This window comes from Methanomassiliicoccaceae archaeon DOK, from assembly GCA_009911715.1.
Lineage (GTDB): Archaea > Thermoplasmatota > Thermoplasmata > Methanomassiliicoccales > Methanomethylophilaceae > Methanoprimaticola.
Genome location: CP047880.1, coordinates 454,612 through 476,000 on the forward strand (window position 1 = coordinate 454,612; position 21,389 = coordinate 476,000).

20 protein-coding genes and 1 tRNA gene are annotated in these 21,389 nt (G+C 60.7%); 8 read left to right on the forward strand and 13 right to left on the reverse strand.

Going from position 1 to position 21,389, the window contains the following annotated elements:
- Nucleotides 1–189 precede the first annotated feature (189 nt).
- From JS82_02425 to JS82_02445, 5 genes are all read right to left on the reverse strand, one after another.
- Nucleotides 190–471 carry a hypothetical protein gene (locus JS82_02425; GenBank protein ID QHK17040.1) on the reverse strand — a complete coding sequence of 94 codons (282 nt, stop codon included), beginning with the start codon at nt 469–471 and terminating at the stop codon, nt 190–192.
- A gap of 270 nt (nt 472–741) precedes the next feature.
- The gene (locus JS82_02430) at nt 742–1,038 is read right to left on the reverse strand and encodes a hypothetical protein (protein ID QHK17041.1); all 297 of its coding nucleotides are present in this window, start codon (nt 1,036–1,038) and stop codon (nt 742–744) included.
- Nucleotides 1,039–1,536, reverse strand: a complete 498-nt coding sequence (locus JS82_02435) for a hypothetical protein (protein ID QHK17042.1) — start codon at nt 1,534–1,536, stop codon at nt 1,039–1,041. It lies immediately after the preceding gene.
- Nucleotides 1,537–1,992, reverse strand: coding sequence for a hypothetical protein (locus tag JS82_02440; GenBank protein QHK17043.1), 456 nt, complete (start codon nt 1,990–1,992; stop codon nt 1,537–1,539).
- Entirely contained in the window at nt 1,993–2,181 is a 189-nt protein-coding gene (locus JS82_02445; GenBank protein ID QHK17044.1) for a hypothetical protein, read from the reverse strand.
- 703 nt (nt 2,182–2,884) lie between these two features.
- Here JS82_02445 and JS82_02450 point away from each other — a divergent pair.
- Nucleotides 2,885–3,220, forward strand: coding sequence for a hypothetical protein (locus JS82_02450; GenBank protein QHK17045.1), 336 nt, complete (start codon nt 2,885–2,887; stop codon nt 3,218–3,220).
- Between the two features lie 92 nt (nt 3,221–3,312).
- Here the strand turns inward: JS82_02450 and JS82_02455 are convergent, their stop codons facing one another.
- Nucleotides 3,313–3,642 (reverse strand): hypothetical protein, encoded by a 330-nt coding sequence (locus JS82_02455; protein QHK17046.1) that lies wholly within the window; start codon nt 3,640–3,642, stop codon nt 3,313–3,315.
- 188 nt (nt 3,643–3,830) lie between these two features.
- On the opposite strand from JS82_02455, the gene JS82_02460 reads away from it, so the two are divergent.
- Nucleotides 3,831–4,766 (forward strand): tyrosine-type recombinase/integrase, encoded by a 936-nt coding sequence (locus JS82_02460; GenBank protein QHK17047.1) that lies wholly within the window; start codon nt 3,831–3,833, stop codon nt 4,764–4,766.
- 47 nt (nt 4,767–4,813) lie between these two features.
- On the opposite strand, the gene JS82_02465 is transcribed toward JS82_02460, so the two are convergent.
- A tRNA-Gly gene (locus JS82_02465) sits at nt 4,814–4,886 on the reverse strand.
- A gap of 96 nt (nt 4,887–4,982) precedes the next feature.
- Here JS82_02465 and JS82_02470 point away from each other — a divergent pair.
- Nucleotides 4,983–8,534, forward strand: a complete 3,552-nt coding sequence (locus JS82_02470) for a tetratricopeptide repeat protein (GenBank protein ID QHK17048.1) — start codon at nt 4,983–4,985, stop codon at nt 8,532–8,534.
- Here JS82_02470 and truD read toward each other — a convergent pair whose 3' ends face one another.
- The 6 genes from truD to JS82_02500 form a co-directional block, all read right to left on the reverse strand.
- Complete coding sequence (gene truD, locus JS82_02475; GenBank protein QHK18367.1) at nt 8,535–9,794, reverse strand: tRNA pseudouridine(13) synthase TruD; 1,260 nt, start codon at nt 9,792–9,794, stop codon at nt 8,535–8,537. It abuts the gene before it with no gap.
- A 44-nt stretch (nt 9,795–9,838) separates the two neighbouring features.
- On the reverse strand, nt 9,839–10,090 hold the full coding sequence (locus JS82_02480) for a DNA-directed RNA polymerase subunit L (GenBank protein ID QHK17049.1): 252 nt from the start codon (nt 10,088–10,090) through the stop codon (nt 9,839–9,841).
- Nucleotides 10,091–10,362: 272 nt separating this feature from the next.
- On the reverse strand, nt 10,363–12,129 hold the full coding sequence (locus JS82_02485; GenBank protein QHK17050.1) for an ATP-dependent DNA ligase: 1,767 nt from the start codon (nt 12,127–12,129) through the stop codon (nt 10,363–10,365).
- Between the two features lie 36 nt (nt 12,130–12,165).
- Nucleotides 12,166–13,716 (reverse strand): DEAD/DEAH box helicase family protein, encoded by a 1,551-nt coding sequence (locus tag JS82_02490; GenBank protein QHK17051.1) that lies wholly within the window; start codon nt 13,714–13,716, stop codon nt 12,166–12,168.
- Nucleotides 13,717–13,780: 64 nt separating this feature from the next.
- Nucleotides 13,781–14,107 (reverse strand): iron-sulfur cluster assembly accessory protein, encoded by a 327-nt coding sequence (locus JS82_02495; protein ID QHK17052.1) that lies wholly within the window; start codon nt 14,105–14,107, stop codon nt 13,781–13,783.
- 52 nt (nt 14,108–14,159) lie between these two features.
- Nucleotides 14,160–14,546: a carboxymuconolactone decarboxylase family protein gene (locus JS82_02500; protein QHK17053.1), complete on the reverse strand. Its 387-nt coding sequence runs from the start codon at nt 14,544–14,546 to the stop codon at nt 14,160–14,162.
- Between the two features lie 207 nt (nt 14,547–14,753).
- On the opposite strand from JS82_02500, the gene JS82_02505 reads away from it, so the two are divergent.
- The 5 genes from JS82_02505 to JS82_02525 all read left to right on the forward strand — a co-directional run bounded on the left by JS82_02505 (nt 14,754) and on the right by JS82_02525 (nt 21,382).
- A complete protein-coding gene (locus JS82_02505) occupies nt 14,754–15,440 on the forward strand; it encodes a hypothetical protein (GenBank protein QHK17054.1) in 687 nt (228 codons plus the stop codon).
- Nucleotides 15,441–15,943: 503 nt separating this feature from the next.
- Nucleotides 15,944–18,040 (forward strand): acetyl-CoA synthetase, encoded by a 2,097-nt coding sequence (locus tag JS82_02510; protein QHK17055.1) that lies wholly within the window; start codon nt 15,944–15,946, stop codon nt 18,038–18,040.
- Nucleotides 18,041–18,138: 98 nt separating this feature from the next.
- Nucleotides 18,139–18,936 (forward strand): diphthine synthase, encoded by a 798-nt coding sequence (gene dph5, locus JS82_02515; GenBank protein ID QHK17056.1) that lies wholly within the window; start codon nt 18,139–18,141, stop codon nt 18,934–18,936.
- Between the two features lie 108 nt (nt 18,937–19,044).
- Nucleotides 19,045–19,974, forward strand: coding sequence for a hypothetical protein (locus tag JS82_02520; protein QHK17057.1), 930 nt, complete (start codon nt 19,045–19,047; stop codon nt 19,972–19,974).
- A 49-nt stretch (nt 19,975–20,023) separates the two neighbouring features.
- Complete coding sequence (locus tag JS82_02525; protein ID QHK17058.1) at nt 20,024–21,382, forward strand: ABC transporter substrate-binding protein; 1,359 nt, start codon at nt 20,024–20,026, stop codon at nt 21,380–21,382.
- Nucleotides 21,383–21,389 lie beyond the last annotated feature (7 nt).

Here is a 21,389-nt window from a genome sequence, read left to right on the forward strand (position 1 = left end):
CATATGCTCGAACTGACTATCATGTCTTAAAATAAAAAAGGGCCTATTGCAAAATGAGTGGAAACGAGGCAATCCGAACAGCGATTCTTTTGAGTCTGATGTCCATTTCGATACGTGGTTTCTAATCTTGAATTGCGCAGTCACGCGCGCGTGCGAAGCTTCAAGCTGATACCTGTACAAATCCAATCCTCAGGGCAGTTCGTCCTCCGAGAAATCATCTGTGCCGGTTCCATCTCTTTCCAGGTCGTTCAAGTCAGAGCGGGATACGAGCCCCATGCCCTCCATGACATTGAGCGCGTATTCCGTCAGATGCGGGTGAGGGGCATGCCTTTTCAGTTCATCCAGCGATGGATTCAAGATGCAGTATATGGCAGCAAGAAGCGCATTGATGTTCTCGCCCACCATCTGCGCCTCTTCCATCAGCAGCCTGTGCTCATCAGCTTCTTCGATGATCCTGTACTCATCGGTCATGAGGTGCTTTTCATACGCATCGGGTATATCAAAGAAGCAGTGTGCGTCCATATTGTAACTGTTGATGTCCGTCAGAAGAATTTCGGTCTGTCGTCGTTGATTGCCATGATAGTCTGTCCGCAGAACGGGCAGAAGTTGAACGGCTGTGTATCCGGGATCTCCGAGTGACAGAAGGCGCACGTCATACCTCGTCGGAACATTTCGTCGGATTTAAGGGGTTCCGACCGACCTGAAAGGGTTGTAGGTCGGAGGTCTTCCTCCGACCTGTGGTCAGTACTCGTCCGGGAACAGGACGGTCGTCACCGATCTGTCGCACTCCGTGATGATGTAGATCTCCCTGTTTCCGATGGTGTAGAGGCTGAACAGGCTGTCGGAGAACTGCCCGTTCCTCCCTGCCTCCAGAGCTTCGTCGTTCATTCTCCGGCTCTCGTCGCCGACGTCTCCCCAGTCGCCCCTGCAGTGCCTGTCCAGACACTCCCTGACGCTCATCAGGAACGAGTAGTCATCCCTCATGGCCTGTGCGATTCCGCATGTCGTGACGACCTGCCCGGTCTGGAACAGCGGCATTCAGGCCACCTCCCTGGACAGGCTGAGGATCGCCATCGACGCGTGCTCAATCGCCGCCCTGGCCTTCGACTGGTCCCCCTCGGCTCCGAGAGCCGCAGTGGCGTTCCTGGCCCTCTCCAGCTCCTCCAGGGCCCTGGCCACGTTCGGGGACATCCCCCTGGAGTTCCCCGGACGCCTGATCACGTCGTCGACCCTGATGCGTTCCTCCCTGAGATGCTCGCTGATCTCCTTCGCCCTCTCTATGCCGGAAGGGAGCAGATAGTACGCCCTCATCCTCGATGTGGTCCCCTTGGGATGGGTGTACACGCTGTCCACCAGCCCCTTCTCCCTCATCTCCGTCATGCAGTTGGAGACGTGCGCCCTGGACATCCCGGCGGCGAGTCCGATGCCCTGCTGCGTCATCGCGTGCGGCATCACGTACCCGCTCACCGGCACGTCGATGTACTGCAGAAGGTGCAGGAGGATCATCTCCTGCCTGGTCAGGATGCGGTCGGCCATTCAGCATCCCTCCCTTGTCGAGTAGATCGTGTCCGAATACCTCGGCTTCCCCGTCTCCGACGGGAGGTCGAAGGAGTCGCACGGACACTCCGAGTACAGGCACGGCCTGACGCTCCTGACGAAGTCGTCCGCCTCGGAGATTGTCATCAGCCTCCCCTCCAGCTGGGGCATCGTGGACCTCCACATCCTGGTCGCCAGGTCGAAGGTCCAGGTCCAGTTGTCCCAGTCGGCCATCCCCTCCGCTTCGCCGGAGTCGTACAGGTAGTACGACGCGTCGCTGCACTCCCCGCACATCACCTTCACGATGACATTGCAGATCAGGTTGTGGACATCCCTGCGGGACTCCGGCAGCGCGTCGTGCACGGCCTTCACCGCCCTCAGTCCCGCCCAATGGCAGTATAGGTCCGGGGACCTCCTGTCCACATCGGTAATCCTGATGACGATCCTGTCGCCCATTCAGAGCACCTCCCAGATGTTTTCCGGGTAGTTCCCGTCGTCGTCCAGGACGTAGCCGATCGGCGGCTTCGAGAAATCGGTGTGAGGTTCGATGGGCGTCATCGCCCTGAGGTCGTCCCATGCGACCCTTCTCGTGTTGGAGTTTCTGTTGTAGTTTCCGTTTCTTCTCTGACTCGTCTTCCTAGTCATCTTCCATTTCCTGGGGAAGAGCCCCGGGACGGCTGTCCGAAGAACGGCGGCACGACGCTTGCGCCGAAGACCAAGAAGAACAGAGAGGCGCAAGCCCGATGCGCCCGTTCGAGTCTTGAGGCACGGGGCGATGACCGGAAATGGAACTTGTCTTCCCTCGTTTCCGTGAATCGACAGCAAGTTCTATATTGGGGTTCCAGATGCCGTTCAGGTCTATTGGATGCATGTTTCGTCCGAATCTTGCCACTATTCTACAGATTCTCAATGATTCTCTGTAATCATCAATAGGCGTTAACATAAGCTATAAAAATCAGAACCAGGCTTTTTCATTTTACCCTGACAAGGTGAAACCATGCGGCACATCAATCTCTGATGAGCGGTCTTCGGATTCTCTGTGAATGTTCGAAGACCTTCTCACGTGAGGTTGAAATAAAAATTGCAATGCGTATTAATCAATGACTAAGGCCTTTGCAGGTCTCTGCATCGGCATGTCGTTGATTAATCGGAGTTGCAATCTATGCATGTCGCATAAACGTTCCAGAACCTGGACGTCCGTCTGCAGCCGTCGGAACCGGGCCGCCGTGAGGCGCGTTGCTCCCGGAGCTCACGATGGCAACTGCTTCGGCAAGTCGGGAACGCCGGGGAAAGGTGCGGGAAAAGGAGGAGTCAAAATGGCAACGACTGATTCAGAAGAAGTGTTCGTATGAGTGGCGAGACTGCTCATGTGAACAAAGGGGGACGTCGTGATCTGAAAGATGAGGACGAGATGCGCGCGATGAGGGAGTACGAGACCGACAGCAATCCCTACTGGCATCCGGAGAGGGTCGATATCTTCGGTGACGGGGATTTCCATGTCGTGCACCGTACCGAGTCGGAGCTCGTGCTCGAGTCCGTCTATCATCCGTACTCCAGACTGGTCCATGATCTCGTCGAAGGGGGATGCATCCTGATTGACGAGATCAGTGGCACGGAGTCCAAGTTCAGGGGTCTGGATGATATGAAGGACGCCTTCATCCGGGGCGAGATCACGCTCGAATGACCCTGGGCGGTATGTCATGATCCGTTCGGAACATGGGCATACCGCTCGTCCAAACTATTTTGAGAAGTTTTGTGGGTTTGATCCGACAGGTTTCAATCCGAGGCTTTGTTGCCATCTTCGGTGCCGACATCCCTGTGTCCGGCGTCGATGGTCTCCAGAACCTTGGAGATCTTGTAGATGCTCTCAGCGATCTCCTGTCCTTGGGGGGTGAGGTACAGCTTGGTGGAGTTCCACTGGCCGTCTCCCTGCTTGGAATCGATGAGTCCGCATTCGATCAATTCGTTGATCCTCACGAACTTGGTCCTCTCGTTCCCCTCTTCGAGACGCATGAGCTGTGTCTTGGTGAGTCCCGGATTGTCACGCACCGTCAGCAGGATGTACAGGGCGGACTTCCTCTCCAGGACCGATAGGTCTACTGCCATCATGCCATTATTGCAATGCATCTTATAAAAAAATCTCCCAGAAATCCACTGCCGGACGGTTCCATTCTAGACGGATTGATTACTTCGCATTGCTACAATATCAATCTTTAAATATTGCATTGCTAATATAGCAATTAGTTTCGGACGCGGCTGCTCCGGAACTTATAGGAAGGGAGGAAAAACGAAGAATGGCAAGGTATCCGTTCAATGAAAAGGCAACCGAGTACATGGACGCAAGGCGCGGTTGCATAGCGGAGTCCTCGTGGAGAGTCCAGGACCGTCGTTACAGGAGGATGGAGCGCGAGCTCATAATGCTCAACAGGGAAGGCAAGGTCTCGACCCTGTCCCCCACGAAGATGACCGTCGCCGACGTCAAGGCTTTCATCCTGTACCGCAAGGGACAGGAGGTCAGCGGTTCCGATCTCAGCCACGACATCTCCGCGCTCGACCAGCTCCTGCAGTTCAGCGGCAACACCGCCGTCCAGAACTGCCTCCAGCTGAACCCGGGGCTCAAGCCTGTGACCAGACAGGGCAGGCTCAAGCCCCTGTCCGAGAAGACCTACCGCCGCATCATGCAGAGGTGGGAGGAGATCGACCAGAGCGACATCTACCAGGTCCGCCCGGTCGCCATGGTCCTGATGTACATCGGGACCGGTGCCAGGAACAAGGAGCTCCGTCTCGCGAAGATGGAGGACCTCGACACTGACCAGTGGATGATCCACTTCGAGCACGTCAAGGGGGAGGACTCCTACGGAGAACCCCGCGACGTCCCGATCCCCACCGAGCTTGTACCAGTCCTCAAGCAGTATCTGATCGTCAGGGATGCTTGGCTGCTCTGCCACAGGGCGAGCAGCGAGTACCTCTTCTTCGCGATGGATGGCGAGTACTCGTTCCTCTCCGGGAACAGCGTCAGGACCATCAAGGCGAAGGTGGAGGTCGCCATCGGCGAGAGGTTCGAGCTCAGAGACTGCAGGCGCGCCTGCGGTCAGTTCTACCTCGACAAGGGACTTACCATAGAAGAAGTAGCAAGGCTGCTCGGCCACTTCACCTCGAAGACAACCGAGACCTACTATTGCAGAAAGAACAATGCAGATGTAGCAAGGAAGGCAAAGGGGGTGTGGTGAAACACAGAGGTTGCAACGAAGTGGGGGTCTGGATAGGAAAAAATGAGTGCAGCCGCCGGGATTCGAACCCGGGCAATGAGCTTGGAAGGCTCAGATCCTAACCAGCTAGATCACAGCTGCACTGAAGACCCCCTAAAACAATGACCTATATAACATTAATGGCCGGTCGATGCATCCAGACCTCAGATATATCTATGCTCTGGACGATACGGTGGCATGACCGGCCGCCCAATCCTTCAGACCCAGTTCGAGAAACGTTTGTGGAGAACACTGAATGGAGGGGGAATACTCGGCCGCTACGCCGCCACGAACGGCGGCTCCCAGACGGCCCTGGAGAGCATCTCCACGTACCAGGGCACGGTCGACCCCGGTCTCCTGGTGTCCCTGATGGACCGTCTGGCGGAGGAGGGCAAGGCGACCGCGGAGGTCCTGAGGGAGCTCGTGTCAAGCAGCCGTGCGGTGGACTGCACCCCGTCCATAAGGGCGTCTGAGATCCTGCTCGAGAAGGGGGAGTTCAGGGCGGCAGAGGAGCTTCTGGCCAGGTCCGACAGGTCGCAGGAGGTCCTCCACCGCTCCATTGCCGAGGCCAGGATAAGGAAGGCGTCCGGGGACATGGAGGGTGCGAAGGCTGCGGCGGTCCGCGCCTACGAGTCCGATCCGTCCTGCGACGAGCCGTATGCCATCCTGGCCGAGCTGGATCCCTACGGGGAGTGGCCGCAGAGGCACAACATCCAGCAGGTGTTCGACGGGAGGTCCCCGTCGGACGCGCCCGGCGAGGGCAGGATGCAGGAGCTCTACAGGATTTACTACGAATGGTTCAGAGGGAGCAGGGAGAGCGCCTCGGAGATGCTCGCCAAGTCCCGGCACTACGCGTCGGGGGACAGGGACTTCATGCTGGCGTCCGCCAGGATGTCCGTGGACGAGGGCGACTGGCACTCCGCGGACATGATGTACGCCAGGCTGCTCCCCGGGGCGCCAGCGTTCCTGAGGCGCGAGATGGCGGAGGCCAGTCTCGACGCAGGGGACTACGGCCGCGCCCTCCAGCTGCTCGCGGAGTCGGACCAGACCTCGCCGAGGACCATGCTCGACACGGTCAGGGCGAGGCACGGCACTGGGGACAGGAGGGAGACGATGGTCGCGCTGCGTGCGTACCTGGACAGCGAGTGGGCCGGCTCGGAGGAGTACCTGGAGGCCGTCAGGATGCTGATAGGATTCGGGATGGACGCCGAGGCCTCCACGGTTCTGGACATGTATGTCGACAGCTGCGGGAACGACGCGGAATCGCTCATCCTGAGGTCCATGCTCTCCGAGAGGGCCGGGGACAGCATGTCCGCGCTCATATTCGCCACCGAGGCAACGATGAGGGAGAAGGGCTCCCGGGGCGCCAGGGCACAGAGGGCAAGGGTGTACCTGTCGATGGACGACCCGGTAAAGGCTGGGAAGGAATGCGCGCGCATCCTCGCCGAGGACCCGAACGACCCGGACGCCCTCCGTCTCATGATGACCATCCAATCCCGTGCGGGCGACCACAAGGGCGCCCTCGAATCCTGCAGGAAGCTGATGGACGTCCAGCCCGCGGATGCAGGCCTCCTCCTCGATATGGCCGACGCGCTGATGCGCACGGGTTCGGCCGAAGATGCCGCGGACGCCGCACACAGGGCCGTCAGGATGGACGGGACCATGGACGTATACACCAGGGCGATCTCCGTCCTCATGTCCTCAGGGCCGAACAGGGACGCCTCGTATCTGTGCAGGGAAGCGGAGACAAGGTTCCCCAGGGAGCCCGTGTTCAAGAGGATCAGAGGGAACATGGAGTACGCCGGGGGAGAGTACGTCAGGGCATCAGCCAGCTACGCGGAGGCGGCCCTGGGGGATCCCGAGAACCCCGGTGTCTGGTATTCGAAAGGGATGTCCGACGAGGCGAGCGGCGACCTGGAATCCGCCGAGGAGGCGTTCGACAGGGCGCTGGCCCTGGATCCGGATGACAGCGGGTGCTGGATCGCCAAGGCATCCGTGAGGGAGGCCAGGGGGGACCTGCGCGGCGCCGTCAGGGCGCTGGACCGTGCGGCGGAGCTAGACCGTGCGGACACCTATCCTATGGTGAGGAAGGCAGTGATGCTGTCCAACCAGGGAAGGCACGCCGAGGCACTCCGCATCCTGGGATACGCCGCGCGCATGGAGCCGGACAACGCCTCGATCAGGGACGAGATGGAGCGGGTGCGCCGTGAGATGGACTCCTATGTTCCGGAAGCGCCGGAGACAGCGGACCGGAACGAACCCGAGCCGGTCCCGGTTGTCCCGGCCGCCGAGCACAGTCACGACAGGGAAGTGCAGGAGGTGACGCTTGAGTCGTTCGTCGAGACAGAGCCGGATGCGCCTGTCCCGGCAGAGGAGGTCGGTAAGCACACGGTGCCGATGTCGGAGGAGGTCGGGTCCGAGCCCATCCCGGAGCCGGAGCCCATCCCGGAGCCCTCCGAGGAGCCTGTCACGGACCAGGAGCCGGAACCAGAGCCGGAATCCGAACCCGAACCGGAACCCGAACCGGAGGTCCAAAGGGCGCCCGCCCTGGATGTGGATGCCCTGTACTCCACGGCATTCTCGTTGGAGGAGGCAGGTGACCACAGAGGCGCGACACGCATCCTGGACAGGATCCTGTCCGCCGATCCGGACAACACAGATGCACTCAAGCTTAGGGCCGAGATAGCCGTCAGAACAGGCGACCTCGATTCCGCGGTCACACTGGCGGGGAAAGCCGCCGGGCTGTCACCGGACGACCCCGACCCGTACAGGATCATGGGCGAGGCGAAGATGGCCAAGGGCGACCTAGGTGGCGCCCTCTCGGATCTGGACACCGCCGTGTCCATGGGGGCCGACGACGCCGATGTGCATGCGGCGAGGGGCGAGGTCCTGGAGAGGATGGGGGTCCTGGACAGGGCGTCCGAGTGCTATTCCGCCGCCGTATCCAGGGATCCGAGCAGGTTGGACCTGGCGGAGCGGCTCGCACGCATGATGTACGCCCGCAAGGAGGCGATCGCCGCGGACGGGATGCTGAACCGCATCCTGAGGAGGGACCCGAGACGCATGTCGGCCATCCTTCTGAAGGCGGAGATCGCCAACGCCAGGAAGGACGACAAGTCGTTGATGGCGGCGTACGACTACTTCGTCAAATGCCCGAACCCCGGACCGGAGAACACGGTCCGCATGGTCAGGATACTGGAGGAGTCCGGGCACCAGGCCGAGGCCAAGGGCCTGGTCGTGGGCAGACCGCAGAAGGATGTCGCCGACAACTCGGTCAAGAGATATGCTGAGAAGGCTCTTCGCCGTGCGTTCTCCATGAAGGTGTCGCCGACGGACCCGGATCTGATAAACGCCCTGGGACTGGACCAGGAGTCCGCCGCGGAGGTCACGGCGTATCTGGCGGAGCAGCCCGACTACGGGTCGATAAATCCAGGGAGCGAATCCTTCGGGAGGATGGAGTCCCTTTCCAGGGACGCGGTGATGAAGCTGGACTGGAGGGATCTGGAGCACAATCCCAGGCTGCCTCTCGAGAGGGTGTTCGTGCAGTGCGGCTGCAAGGACGCCGACTCCGCCAAGGAGATCGTCGCCTACGTCCTGAGGGCGATGCTGGCCGATCCCGGGAGGAACGCGGACCCGAGGCTCTCGGACATGTCGATGCGCCTGCCCAAGGGCATCACCGTCTATGAGATAATGCGCGAGTGCGGGGTCGGGGTGTACGAGGCGAGGGTCGTCCAGAGCCTGATCGTCTGATCAGTAGTCCCTCATCTCGGACTTCATGAACTCCCTCATGAGGCACGTGGCGTAGTTGCCCTTGGGAAGGGAGAACCTCAGCGTGTAGCCGTCGTCGCGGAACTCGCTGGCTATGTCCTTCACAGGGCACATGAGCTCCCTCCTGCCGCCCTTGGAACTGCATTTCGGCAGCCCGGGGATGACGAAGTCCTGGGCCTCGAGGCCGTTGTCCTCGATGACCTTCCTCTCGATCTCCCCCATCTCGCCCTCGGCGAGAACGGTCTCCGATCCGAAGAGGGCCCCGGTCACGAACGCGCGTCCCGCGCGGACCTGCCTGGCGACGAGGTCGACGTTCTTCGAAGTCGTCATGACGGGGTTCTCGTGCTGAGGTGCGCCCTTGGGGTCCAGCGGGATGACCACATCCCCCTCGACGGGCATGTTTATCGGCAGACCCCTCTGGATCCTCAGGCTGAGCATCTCGTTGAAAAGGTATGACTGGTAGGCGTGGACGAACATCATCTGGAGGTTCGTGGGCATCGCGTCGATCGCATCCACCCAGCTGCCGCCCCCGGCGAGCACCTGGGCCATAGTCTTCTCGAACGACATGGGCTCGGGCATGACCCTTGCAGCCGCGGACCAGTCCGTGGTCCCCTCCAGGGATCCGCGGATCTCCTGGAGCCCCTCGTCCTCCTCTGGGGTCGTGAAGCACACGTACGTCCTCACGGCGCCCTCTATGTCGCCCCTGACCAGTCTCTCGCCGACCAGATGTGTGACGGGCCTGACGACTCCGAACCTCTGGACCCCGAAGTAGTTGGGGAATCCGCCTGTCCTCTTTATGACGGATATGTCCTCGGCGACCGTCTCGGGTATGCGGGCGGGATCCATCGTGCAGTCCTTGACGGTGATCTCGAACTCGTTCCCTATGAGGTCCCCGATCTGGATGGCCCTGCTGCCCCTGTACGCGTCCCTTATCTCCACATCCTTGAGGTCCACCTTGGCGAGATCCTCCGGAGGGCACTTGAACGACATGAGCTGTGTCGTGACGGCGCGCTTGTCCTTGGTCCCGGCGAAGCCGATCCTCTCCCTGGACATGCCCATGCTGCGGGCCATGATCCTGACGAGGCGGTTGGTCTCCCAGTTGCGGCTGACGACGGTAGCTATCGTGTAGTCTCCGTTCTCCTTGGCCCTGGGAGGGTCGGAGATCTCGGTGACGACGAAGTCCTCGGGGAGGGTCTTGAGGTGTCCGCCCGTGCCCTCGGCAGGGCACAGGTAGCATCTCATTCCGATGTCCGCTTCCGCGGTCCTGCACTCTCTGAACAAAACGTTCACTCTTTGACGGAGTAGTATTCGGAGACTGCGTCGGATGCCTTCTCGATCGCCTCGATGGGGCTTCCGGATTTCACCTTGACGTAGAGCCTGCGGTCCTCGAGCTCGGGGTGTTTGTCGATGTACCTGACCAGCTCGACGTTATCGTCCTTGTAGAGCGCGTCCATGAGGGGCGTGATGAGTGTCAGGTTCGCGTCCTTGAACGCGATGGTGACGGAGTCGTCGGTCTTCTCGACAATGTAGGGCTGCATGCCCGCGTCTATAACGTACTTATAAAAATGATTTTGGGAGCCCGTGTCGCACGGGTCCTCCCGGAGGTGTCGGCCGGTGCCGGGACTCAGTCCCCGCTGCCGTCCCATACGTTGTGCTCATCCGCTGCGCGTATGTGCTCCTTCTTCTCCTCGTCCATTTTACATCCCATCCAGTCGACAATCCATGCCGACGATATGTGTAGAACCGTTCCGTTTATAAAAGGAACGGGCAGAATGTCGCACTGTGGACAAGCGATGGGCTGATATGTCCGTCATTCCGAAAGTCCGTCGGAGTCGTGCACCTGCATCTCGAACATCTCGATGATCTCGGACACCGAGGTGCACTGCTCGGGCGTCTTGTCATCCCTGACGCGTCCCGTGAACCTGGGGAACCTGATGCCGAGCCCCGCGCCCTCCTTCAGCACATCCTTGGCGGCGGTGTGGATGGGGCTCAGGGTGATCTCGGCCGCCACGACCTCCAGCACGACGTTCGGCTCGAACCACACATCGGGTACCATCTCGGCGTCCACGGACGACGGCTTCGACTCCGAGAGGGAGCCGTCCAGCAGGGCAGGCATGGCGTCCAGGAACGCGTCGTCGAATCCGGTCCCGAGCTTGCATACGGTCTCGAACCTTCCAGTCTCGCCGTCGTACGCCGCCATCAGGAGGGCGCCGTACCTGCCCGCCCTCTTGCCCATGCCGTAGAACGCCCCCACGACGACGAGGTCGAACGAGTCCGTGAGGGCCTGCTGGTAGTCCTTCTTGTACTTGATCCAGAGGAACCCCCTGGAGCCGGCGCGGTAGACGGAGTCGGGGGCCACCGATTTCGCCATTATGCCCTCGCACCTGGCGCCGATGGCGTTGGCGAAGAACTCCTCGCCCTCCTCCGGGCTGCCGACCATCCTCATGGTGGTCATCTGGACGTTGTCCCCGATCTCGAACCCCTCCTCCAGAGCCGCCCTTCTCTCCAGATAGGGCCTGGGGGTCCAGTCCTCGCCGTCGGCGTACAGCATGTCGAACATGAAGATCCTGACCGGGACGTCCCTGACGGCCTCGTCCATCCCGTGCTTCTTCCTGCGGTGTGTGACGTTCTGGAACGGCAGCATGAATCCGGTCTCCGGATCGATCGCGACGCACTCGCCCTCGATGATGGCCTCGTCGTGACCGCATCTGGCCCTCAGGGCCTCGGCGATGTCGGGGAAGTTGGAGGTCAGGTCCTCCAGCCTCCTGGAATACAGTTTGACGGAGTCCCTGCCAATGTGGGCCTGGACCCTGATCCCGTCGTACTTGTACTCCATGGCGCATCTGCCGCCCATCTTCTCGACGACCTCGGATATGGAAGGCAGCCTCTCCGCGAGCATGACCTTCACCGGGCTGCCGACCTTGACGCCGATGGCGCGGACCGCGTCCATGCCGCCGTTGGCGATGGTCTCGGCGACCAGGCCGATGTCGCATGTGACGTTGAACGCCCTCTCGATCGCGGGGCGGTCCTCCTTCGTCGCGAAGGCCTCGGCCAGCGCGTCCAGGATGGTCATGTCCGCGGCACCGACCCTCATCCTGCCCGTGACGGTCCTGCAGAGGTACCTGGCCTCCAGTGGCCCGGAGTCGTGGAGGAGGCCGGCTAGGGTTTTCTGCTTGGTGTCCTGGGAGTCCTTGCCGTCCGCGTTCTCGATCGTGGTCAGCCCCCTGACGACTCTGGCTACTGTCAGCTCCTCGGAGAACAGCGCCATCTGCTTCTTCCTGGAGATCATGGTCTCGGCGACCTGGCCCATGTCTCCCGTCTCGATGGTGAGCTTCTCCACCTTGTCGTCCGGGTTCCCGGAGGCTTTGGCTATGGCCTTCATGACAAGCCTGTCGGCCATGCCGAGCACCCCGGGCACGAAGTCGGGGTGGAGCTTCCCCTGGCTGAGGTAGACGATGGAACGCAGCTCGCCCTTGTCCGCTCTGCGGAAGAACTCCGCGAGTATGGACGTCATCTCGAGGCGGCTGCCCGTGGATTCCAGTCTGTCGAAGGTCTCTGCCAGGTCGGAGTAAAGCATGCCGTCCGCATCGGGGCACAACTAAAAAAGGTTGGTTCAGTAGCCGTCGAGGCGGGTCTGGTTCTTCCTGACCACGGGGGAGCTGCCGCGGCTGAGCTCCTCGCTCAGCCTCTCCAGCCTGTCCCTCATCGCCCGCTCCTTCTCGGCGCTGTTCCTCTCGAGGACCTCGTCCAGCGTGCCCTTGGCGACGAGGACGTAGACCTCCCCGTCGTTCTTCCTGCCCGTCCTCCCGCGGCGCTGGATCGTGCGGATCTCGGAAGAGACAGGCTCGTAGAACACCACAGCGTCGGTGCTGGACACATCCAGTCCCTCCTCACCGACGGATGTGGAGACGATGACGTTGTACTCCCCGCGCCTGAACCCGTCCAGGAGGGCGACCTGGTCCCTCTGCCTCAACCCCCCGTTGGACTGGCCGACGAGCATCCCCACCCTGGCGCCGGGCACCGAGGCGAGCTTCCGGGTCAGCATCTCGCACGTGTCCCTGTACTGGGCGAACACGATGACCTTCGAGCCCGACCCCCCGTCGATGGTGCGGCTGACAAGGGAGAGAACCCTTGACACCTTGGGATGCTCCACGTTGGTCCTGTCGACGATGGTCCTGACGCCGACGTACTCGGGACGTCTGACTATCTCCCTGGAGCTCCTGCCTCCCTCCTTTTGGTCCGCCTCGGCTTCGATCTTCTCCAGGTAGACCCTGAGCGGGGTCATCCCCTGGGTCTCGGCGAGCCCGATGGCGTGGAGGAGCTTGATGCAAATCGAGTGGAGTGCCAGGCCCCTGTAGACGATGGCCGTCTTCTCGCCGCGTGTGAGTCTAGCCTGGAGCCCCTGGCCTACGGTCAGCATGTACGAGGTGGATATCTGCCATCCGGGACGGATGAGGTTGAGGCTCACCATCTCCGAGACGAAGTGGTCCAGCATGGACCTCAGCAGGGCGGTGGTGTCCTGGATGTCCTGGGGGATGTTGACCTCGATCCTGTTCACGTATGTGTAGTGGATGTAGGGGGACACGTCCGGATCCTCGTCGGAGCGGATGTCTATCCTCCTGAGGTGCAGGTTGATGCACACCTCCTCGATCTTCGAGGTGTCGCTGCCCGGCGAGGCGGTCATGCCGATGCATCTGGCACCCTTGGGGCAGAAGCGCGCGACCCTCACGTAGGCGTAGTTCCCGACGCCTCTGTGGGCCTCGTCGTAGATGATGAGGGAGAATCCTTCCAGACCGTACCTTCCGGCCTCCAGGTCGTTGGCCACGGACTGGGGCGTCGACACGACCACGTCGCAGGAATCGACGATCCCGGCGCGGGTCTCCGGCTTCATGTTCCCATTCATCTCGCCGATCTTAGCATCGACCAGTGTCCTGGAGAAGGACCCGCGGTGCTGGTCGACCAGCGGCTTGGTGGGTGCCAGGATGAGGACCTTCCCGGTGGACAGGTACTCCGCGGCGACCCTGACGGCGACCACGGTCTTCCCGAGGCCTGTCGGCAGGATCACGAGGGTGTTGTTCCTCAGGCATCCCTGCACCATGGCGGTCTGGTACCTGCGCTCCTCGACGGAGCCCGGAACTATGCGGGGATGCTCGACGGACGTCATGTGACGCCTGCATTATTGATAGAATAAGATAAAGGGTTGGGAGGTCGGGCCTCCCGGTTCCCGTTTAGTGGCATCCGCCGCCGCAGGAGGCGCAGCCGTTGAAGTTGGGGTTCCTGATGGTCAGGCCGGTCCCGAAGTTGGGGTCGTCGATGAACTCGATGACGCACTCCTCGAGCTCCTTCTTCGTCTCGTCGTCGTAGAACATGTCGAAGCCGTGGGCGGACTTGTCGACGTTCTCCCCCTCGGCGGCCTTCTCCTGGAAGGACATTCCGAACTGGGGGCCGGAGCACGCGAATCCGGACAGGTAGATCTTGATCCCGTAGCCGACCTTCTGGTTCTTCTCCAGCAGGTCGTTGATGAACTTCTCTGCATCGGGTGTAATCTGTACCATTTCTATCGCTCCGTCATTCTCCGCACTGTATTTAACGTTGTTGAATTCCACATCACTGGTCCAGTTCGATGTCGAAAAGCTCGGCATATCTCCTGTAGGCGTAGGACTGGGCACGGGTCATCGCCATGTACGAGCCGATGGTTATCGCCTCCAGGATCTCCCCGCGGGTCGCTCCGGCGTCCAGGGCGTGCCGAGACTGCACCGACACGCAGTATTCCCCTCCGGCAGCGGTCGCGGCGGCGATGGCGCACAGAAGCCTCTGCTTCCTGTCCAGCTCCCCCTCGCCCTCCAGCACCGCGCGGGCAAGGCCGGTCATGGGGAGGAAGAGGTCCGGGCGCTCGCTCAGGACCTGGTTCACCACCGGCACGAACCCGTACCGCCTCCGGGTGGCCTCCAGCACCTTCTCGGTCTCCTCTCTCAGACGCTGATCGTCGTTCATGGATTCGGAACCGTGTCGCTGGCTTAAGTCACTCTCCACCACGTGAACGGCGTCCTGGGTCGGAGCCCACGTGGAAAACACGTGCAACCGGCGTCCGAAGGTCATTTCAAGGCGTGATCCGGGAATCAACGTGACCGCACGGTACCTCCTTTATCTCCAGAACGTCAAGTAGTGCTCTCCGCGGCGCATGCCGCAGGAGAAACAACGATGAACAATCAGACTCTGACGGCCATCTTCACAGTGGTCGGCACAAGGAACGGATACGATCGCGTGCAGGCGGAGTTCTCGCCGTTCCGCGATTTCAAGGTCAAGTGGTCCCGCTCTTACAAGTGGATAGAGTTCGAGGTGAGCGACTACCTCTGCGACGCCCCCGAGGACGTCATCGAGTCCCTGGCGGTCACGATCTTCCACAGGATCAGGGACGATACCCACGACAACCTGATGAGGTACGGCGATGCGGTCTGTGAATGGATAACCTCGGACGATTTCGTAAGGTCGAAGCAGCCCGTGTTCGTCCGCAGGTTCAGGGGGATAAGCCTGAGCACGATGGGCAACCACAGGGACCTCGCCGAGTCCTACCAGAGGCTCGTGGACATGGGGCTCGTGGAGAGGGACCCCGACATCTACCTGGGATGGGCCGCCGGCGGCAGCAGCAGGGCCGTGGGCCGCGCGAGCATACTGATGAAGGTCGTGGCGATGTCGCAGCTGCTCGACTGCGACGATGTCCCGGACGAGGTGATGGATTACTGCCTCTATTCGCAGCTCGCCCATGTCGGCATGGGGTTCAACAGGAACGGGGAGAGCCGCGGGTCCCAGTACGACGCCCTCCTGTCCAGGTTCCCAGACCGTGCGGAGATGGACAGCGCGCTGAGGAGGTTCAACATGCACATATGAAGAGGAAAAGCGGGGTGTCCCCCGTGCGCTAACACACGCCATCATGGTCGGACGGTGACGTCCGTCTCCGGGCACTGACTTACGCAGGGGGTGTGTGTCGGACCCGACGTTGGCCTCCGGTCACGGCTGCGACGACTCGTCGCCAGCTCCCGCAGGAGCCCCAAATGAATGGGAAACGGGCCACTGTGCGCCGTCCCGTGCACATGGCGTTCACGGATCGCGCCCCTCCGCCGGCACGGCGCGTTAACATCCTGCGCCCCTTATTTCAAGATACCTCCGAGGGGAGGGGGCGGACCCCTTCCCCGCCATTCGTCAAACGACGGATTATCAGTCTGTTATGGGGAGATGTACGATGAAAACTAAGACGATTGTCGTAATTTTACTGATTCAGTAGAAATATATGCGGGATTTCTACGATATCCCTAGGCATCACTACGAATTATGAGGACAAATTACGAATTCTGCACAAAGCTTTATCAAAGACTACAAGATACCACGCCTCCATGAAGGAAGTACTCACGCCTAAGTCAGTCGCCATCATCGGTGCATCCAACGATGAGACCAAACTGGGCGGTATGCTTGTCAAGAACATGATAAACGCGGGCTTCAAGGGCAAGCTCTACCCCATCAACCCCAAGGGCGGGGAGATCCAGGGCCTGAAGGCCTACACCTCCGTCGCCGAGGTCGGGGAGCCCATCGACCTCGCGGTCTTCGCCGTCAAGAACACCCTCGTAGCAGAGGAGGTCAAGAAGCTCGGCGAGGCCAAGGTGCCCTACGCCGCCATCCTCACAGCCGGATTCAAGGAGGAGAGCGCAGCCGGAGCGGAGCTCGAGAAGGAGCTCATCAAGGTCGCCAAGGAGGCCGGAGTCAGGTTCCTGGGACCCAACTGCTTCGGAGTCATGAACCCCGGCGCCGGTGTCAACGCCACGTTCGCGCACCTGCTGCCTCCCGTGGGCAACATCTCCATCTTCTCCCAGTCCGGAGCCGTCGGATCGTCCATCATCGACTGGGCCATCTTCAACGGAATGGGAATCGCCAACTTCATCACCTACGGAAACAAGGCCGACCTGGACGAGGCTGACATCATCCACGACATCATGGAGGACCCCCAGACCAAGGTCCTGGGAATGTACTGCGAGGGAATCACCAACGGTGAGAAGTTCGTCACCGAGATCCAGAACACCAAGGTCAAGAAGCCCATCGTCATCTTCAAGAGCGGAAGGACCCAGGCCGGATCCGCGGCGGCGTCCTCCCACACAGGATCCCTCGCCGGATCCGATGCCGTCAACAACGTCATCTTCGACAAGCTCAACATCTACAGGGCCCACGACCTTGACGACATGTTCGACGCGCTCAGCGTGTTCAGCAGCTGCGGTCCGATGAAGAAGGACGGAATCGCCATCATCACCAACGCCGGAGGTCTCGGTGTGATGTCCGCGGACGCCGCCTTCGAGGCCCCCAACGTGTACGCCGTCAAGTTCTCCGACAAGACCATCGAGGAGATCAAGACCAGGGTCCCCACCGTCGCCGGACTCACCAACCCCATCGACGTCCGCGGAGACGCCAAGCCCGAGTACTTCAGGGAGGTCATCGACATCGTGACCAAGGACCCGGAGGTCGGAGGACTGGTCATCATGGGATCCCCGCTGGACACCGCGGACCTCGAGTCCGTCGCCAAGATCATCGTCGAGATGAAGGACGAGATCCCCGTGCCCACCGTCGTGTGCTTCGCCGGAGGTGTGAAGTGCGACAGGGCCAACGCGATCTTCAAGGAGGGCAAGATGCCCACGTACCCCACACCCGACAGGGCCGTCCACGCGCTGTCCGTGCTCAGGGGATACACGAAGAACCTGGACAAGGCCGCGACCCCCATGGAGGTCCCCGACGTCAAGGGATACGAGACCGCCCAGAAGGTCCTCGGCAAGGCCAGGGCCGAGGGAAGGGACTCGCTCACCGAGTCCGAGGGTAAGGAGATCTTCGCCGCCTACGGCGTCCCCACGCCCGGAGAGGCTCTGGTCAACAGTGCCGACGAGGCCGCCGCCGCCTGCGACAAGATCGGCTACCCCGTGGTCATGAAGATCGTCTCCCCCGACATCAAGCACAAGACCGATGTCGGAGGTGTCGTCGTCGGCGTCAAGGACGCCGCGGAGGCCAAGGCCGCATACACCAAGATCATGGACTCCTGCACCAAGAACGTGCCCGGCGCGAACATCGTCGGAGTGTCGATCCAGCAGATGGTCTCCGGACAGGAGGTCATCCTCTCGATGATCCGCGACCCGCAGTTCGGACCCGTCATCTCCTTCGGTCTCGGAGGAATCTACGTCGAGATCCTGGGAGAGATCTCCCAGGCCCACGCTCCCATGACCGAGGAGCAGCTGGACAGGATGATCAAGTCCACCAAGGCCTACAAGCTCATGTCCGGCGCCAGGGGACTCCCCGAGGCCGACGTCGACGCCATGAAGGACTGCATCCGCAGAATCGTCACCATCGCCCTGGAGAACCCCGAGATCCACGAGCTGGAGATCAACCCCGTCATCGTCGGACTCAAGGGCAAGGGCTGCTGGGCGGTCGACGCGCTGGTCACCCTGGTCAAGGAGTGATCCCGAAACCCCGAAGGGAGGGGACACCCCTCCCACCATTCCCTTCTCACCCTCCTCCTTCGCCGAGGATTTAATATCCAACGCTCATTCGGCATCCGATGACTTCCGAACTTATCTTCGTGGGACTCGGCCTCAGCGGCACAGACGGAATGACCGTGAAGGCCTTCAACGCACTGAAGGAATGCGACAAGATCTACGCCGAGTTCTACACCTCGATGCTCATCGGCACCAAGGTCGAGGACCTGGAGGCCGCCCTGGGCAAGAGGGTGCATGTCCTCTACCGCGCACAGGTGGAGGAGTGCGACGACGTCATCAAGGATGCCATGGAGATGAGGGTCGGCTTCATCACCGCCGGGGACACGATGTCCGCAACCACCCATGTGGACCTCAGGATCCAGGCCGCCGAGGCCGGGATACCCGTCAGGGTCTTCCACGGGATCTCCATATTCTCCGCCTGCCCCACATCCCTCGGGCTGCAGCACTACAAGTTCGGCAGGACCGTGACCCTCCCCTTCCTCGAGGAGAACTACCATCCCAAGTCCCCCTATGACCACATCAAGGAGAACAAGGACAGGGGCCTGCACACGATGATCCTCCTGGACATCAGGGCGGATGAGCTCAGGTACATGACCGCCCACCAGGCCATAGAGTGGCTCATCGAGGGGGAGAAGGCCTGGGGAGAGGGTCTCATCGACGACAAGACGCTGCTCTGTGTCGCATCTCAGGTCGGATCGCCCAACGAGAAGGTGTTCGCCGGCTACCCCCAGGACCTCCTCAAGATGGACCTCGGGGAGCCCCTGCACACCCTGGTCCTCCCGGGCAATCTGCACTTCATGGAGGCATTCGCCCTCGTGAGGTTCGCCGGCGCCCCCGAGGAGATCATCGAGGACGAGTGAAGTTCACCCAAACCTCTTCCCTTATCCAGAATCTGTATGATGGATAATCCATCCATCCTTATATAGATAGAACGACATCTCCATCCAATCCAGAATTATGGTGATTGAATGGAAAAGAAACAGATGTACGCCGCGGTTGCCGCCGTGGTTGTCGTGATCATTGTCGTTGCTGCAGGCGTCTGGTACATGACGAGCAACAACGGCGGATCGAACGAATCCTCTGAGACCGGGGATTCCTATTATTTCTACCTCGACGGGATGGGGGACCTGAACGGATGGTACACCGCACAGGGATCCGATGCCGAGGTTGCCCTCAAGGCCGCCCTCGATGAGGCCGGTGTCGAGTACAACATCTCTAACGGATGGATGTCCAGCATCGGCGACTGTGTCGCGGGTGCAAACGGACTTTATCTCGGGACTTATGTCTACACGGCGAACACTATTGAAGATCCCATCGAGGACTATTTCGTCAACGGTTCTGTTCTGAACGAGAGCGCCGGAAACATCATCTATGTCACATACAGCACATACACAATGGACGAGTACGGTGTGATGTTTTACGATGTCAACCCCCATTCCACGACCGATGCCAACCTGATGTCCACAGGCCCCTTCGCTTCTGATTCCTACAGCCCTCTGTCGTATGATGACACATACTGGTTCTATCTCGACGGGATGGGGGACCTGAACGGATGGTACACCGCACAGGGGTCCGATGCAGAGGTTGCCCTCAAGGCCGCCCTCGATGAGGCCGGTATCGAGTACAACATCTCGAACGGATGGGTGTCCAGCATCGGTGAATGCATCCCCGGTGTTGGAGACAAGTACATCGGCTCCTTCGTCTACACCTCGAACACGACAGACAACGCTTACCAGACATACTTCGGGACCGGACCCGCACTGAATCAGGCCATCGGGAACATCGTATACCTCACATATTCGACGTACACCTTCGTCGACTACACCATGAGCTACGATCTCAACCCATACAACACGACCAGTGACCTGATGACCACAGGCCCCTTCGCAACCGCTTAAACTATAAACGGCGGGAGTCAATCCCGCCCACCTTCAGCAAGGTGCGCAAATGGATGACCGCTCCCGCGTGACTCTTTCTATAGCCATCGTCTTGGCAGGCGTTCTACTAGCGGTCGCTGCGGCATCCCTGGTTTCGGAGGCAGAGACCGACCAGGCCAGCGGGACCGTCATCGACTACGGCGACCGCGACACTCTGTGGACGGACGCCGACCTGTCCGGATACGGCACCGCCCTCGATCTCCTGGAGTACGCATGCGAGTTCAACGGGCTCTCCGTCACATTCGACGATGACGGGGCGATCACCGAGATCGGGGGAGTGGCCAACACGGACACGGCCGAATGGGGCCTCTGGGTGGTCTATCCCGGATCGATCGAGTGGGTACATCTGGATGCGCCATACGACTACGACCCGGAGGAGTTCACCATAACGTCCTGGTCCTATGTGGCCGAGGGCGAGGAGCCGACCGTCGCCGTCGACTACTCGGGCAATCCCATATACGGATACCAGCAGAAGTTCAGGGTCGTGTCGCTCTCACCGTCCATCACGGAGATCCTGGCATCGGTCAAGGCGGAGAACGTCGTCGTCGGCGTCGACTCCTACTCCAACTATCCCCAGTCTATAGCAGATGCGGCGGCATCGGGGGACATCGCGGTGGTCGGATCGTACACCAGCCCGAGCTTCGAGCTCATAACGGGGACGAATCCCGACGTGGTCTTCGCCGATTCGTCCCAGAGGTCCCACACCAACATGGTATCGCAGCTGCGCTCGGCATCGGTGGACTCCGTCCTCCTCTATCCGGGGGAGGACCTGGAGAGCATCATGGACAACATCTTCATCGTGGGGACCGTGATCAACTACGGCATGGCCGCGGAGGAGGTCATAGACGACACCTACGAGGTGATCGACCTCCTCGCCGACAAGGTCTTCACGCCCGAGGCCGGGGGGACCGTCGATCTCATGATATCCCTCGATCCCGACATAAGCCCGTGGGTGTCCGGCTCGGACACATACATGAGCAGCATATCTTCACTCTTCAATTCAAACAACGTCTTCTCCGAATGGGGCGGCTGGGTCCATCTGACCTCGGACAGGATCCCGTACGCCAACCCAGAGAAGATAATCATCATCACGACGGAGTACTCCGCTACGCAGGAGGAGTACGATTACCTCTACGAGAACCTGCCCGCCCAGTGGAAGGACACGGACGCCTGGAGGAACGGGGAGGTCTACGTCATCTGCGAGAGCGCCGCCGACCTGGTCCAGCGCTTCGGACCCAGGACGGCGCAGGTGGCCGAGCTGACGGCCATGATCCTGCATCCGGACGCCTTCGACACGGAGGTCCCCAAGATCATCGGGGACGACTACGAGGACTATCTGGAGTTCAGCACCTACATGAGCTACGATTGAGGATTGT

What these genes read in the sequence shown, in the direction of transcription:
- JS82_02480 (QHK17049.1), bottom strand. Translation starts at nt 10,090, where the DNA reads ATGCAGCCCTACATTGTCGAGAAGACCGACGACTCCGTCACCATCGCG.
- dph5 (QHK17056.1), top strand. Translation starts at nt 18,139, where the DNA reads ATGACTTCCGAACTTATCTTCGTGGGACTCGGCCTCAGCGGCACAGAC.
- JS82_02520 (QHK17057.1), top strand. Translation starts at nt 19,045, where the DNA reads ATGGAAAAGAAACAGATGTACGCCGCGGTTGCCGCCGTGGTTGTCGTG.
- JS82_02430 (QHK17041.1), bottom strand. Translation starts at nt 1,038, where the DNA reads ATGCCGCTGTTCCAGACCGGGCAGGTCGTCACGACATGCGGAATCGCA.
- JS82_02445 (QHK17044.1), bottom strand. Translation starts at nt 2,181, where the DNA reads ATGACTAGGAAGACGAGTCAGAGAAGAAACGGAAACTACAACAGAAAC.
- JS82_02500 (QHK17053.1), bottom strand. Translation starts at nt 14,546, where the DNA reads ATGAACGACGATCAGCGTCTGAGAGAGGAGACCGAGAAGGTGCTGGAG.
- JS82_02490 (QHK17051.1), bottom strand. Translation starts at nt 13,716, where the DNA reads ATGACGTCCGTCGAGCATCCCCGCATAGTTCCGGGCTCCGTCGAGGAG.
- JS82_02425 (QHK17040.1), bottom strand. Translation starts at nt 471, where the DNA reads ATGACCGATGAGTACAGGATCATCGAAGAAGCTGATGAGCACAGGCTG.
- JS82_02510 (QHK17055.1), top strand. Translation starts at nt 15,944, where the DNA reads ATGAAGGAAGTACTCACGCCTAAGTCAGTCGCCATCATCGGTGCATCC.
- JS82_02505 (QHK17054.1), top strand. Translation starts at nt 14,754, where the DNA reads ATGAACAATCAGACTCTGACGGCCATCTTCACAGTGGTCGGCACAAGG.
- JS82_02440 (QHK17043.1), bottom strand. Translation starts at nt 1,992, where the DNA reads ATGGGCGACAGGATCGTCATCAGGATTACCGATGTGGACAGGAGGTCC.
- JS82_02525 (QHK17058.1), top strand. Translation starts at nt 20,024, where the DNA reads ATGGATGACCGCTCCCGCGTGACTCTTTCTATAGCCATCGTCTTGGCA.
- JS82_02495 (QHK17052.1), bottom strand. Translation starts at nt 14,107, where the DNA reads ATGGTACAGATTACACCCGATGCAGAGAAGTTCATCAACGACCTGCTG.
- JS82_02455 (QHK17046.1), bottom strand. Translation starts at nt 3,642, where the DNA reads ATGGCAGTAGACCTATCGGTCCTGGAGAGGAAGTCCGCCCTGTACATC.
- truD (QHK18367.1), bottom strand. Translation starts at nt 9,794, where the DNA reads ATGAGATGCTACCTGTGCCCTGCCGAGGGCACGGGCGGACACCTCAAG.
- JS82_02470 (QHK17048.1), top strand. Translation starts at nt 4,983, where the DNA reads ATGACCGGCCGCCCAATCCTTCAGACCCAGTTCGAGAAACGTTTGTGG.
- JS82_02460 (QHK17047.1), top strand. Translation starts at nt 3,831, where the DNA reads ATGGCAAGGTATCCGTTCAATGAAAAGGCAACCGAGTACATGGACGCA.
- JS82_02450 (QHK17045.1), top strand. Translation starts at nt 2,885, where the DNA reads ATGAGTGGCGAGACTGCTCATGTGAACAAAGGGGGACGTCGTGATCTG.
- JS82_02485 (QHK17050.1), bottom strand. Translation starts at nt 12,129, where the DNA reads ATGCTTTACTCCGACCTGGCAGAGACCTTCGACAGACTGGAATCCACG.
- JS82_02435 (QHK17042.1), bottom strand. Translation starts at nt 1,536, where the DNA reads ATGGCCGACCGCATCCTGACCAGGCAGGAGATGATCCTCCTGCACCTT.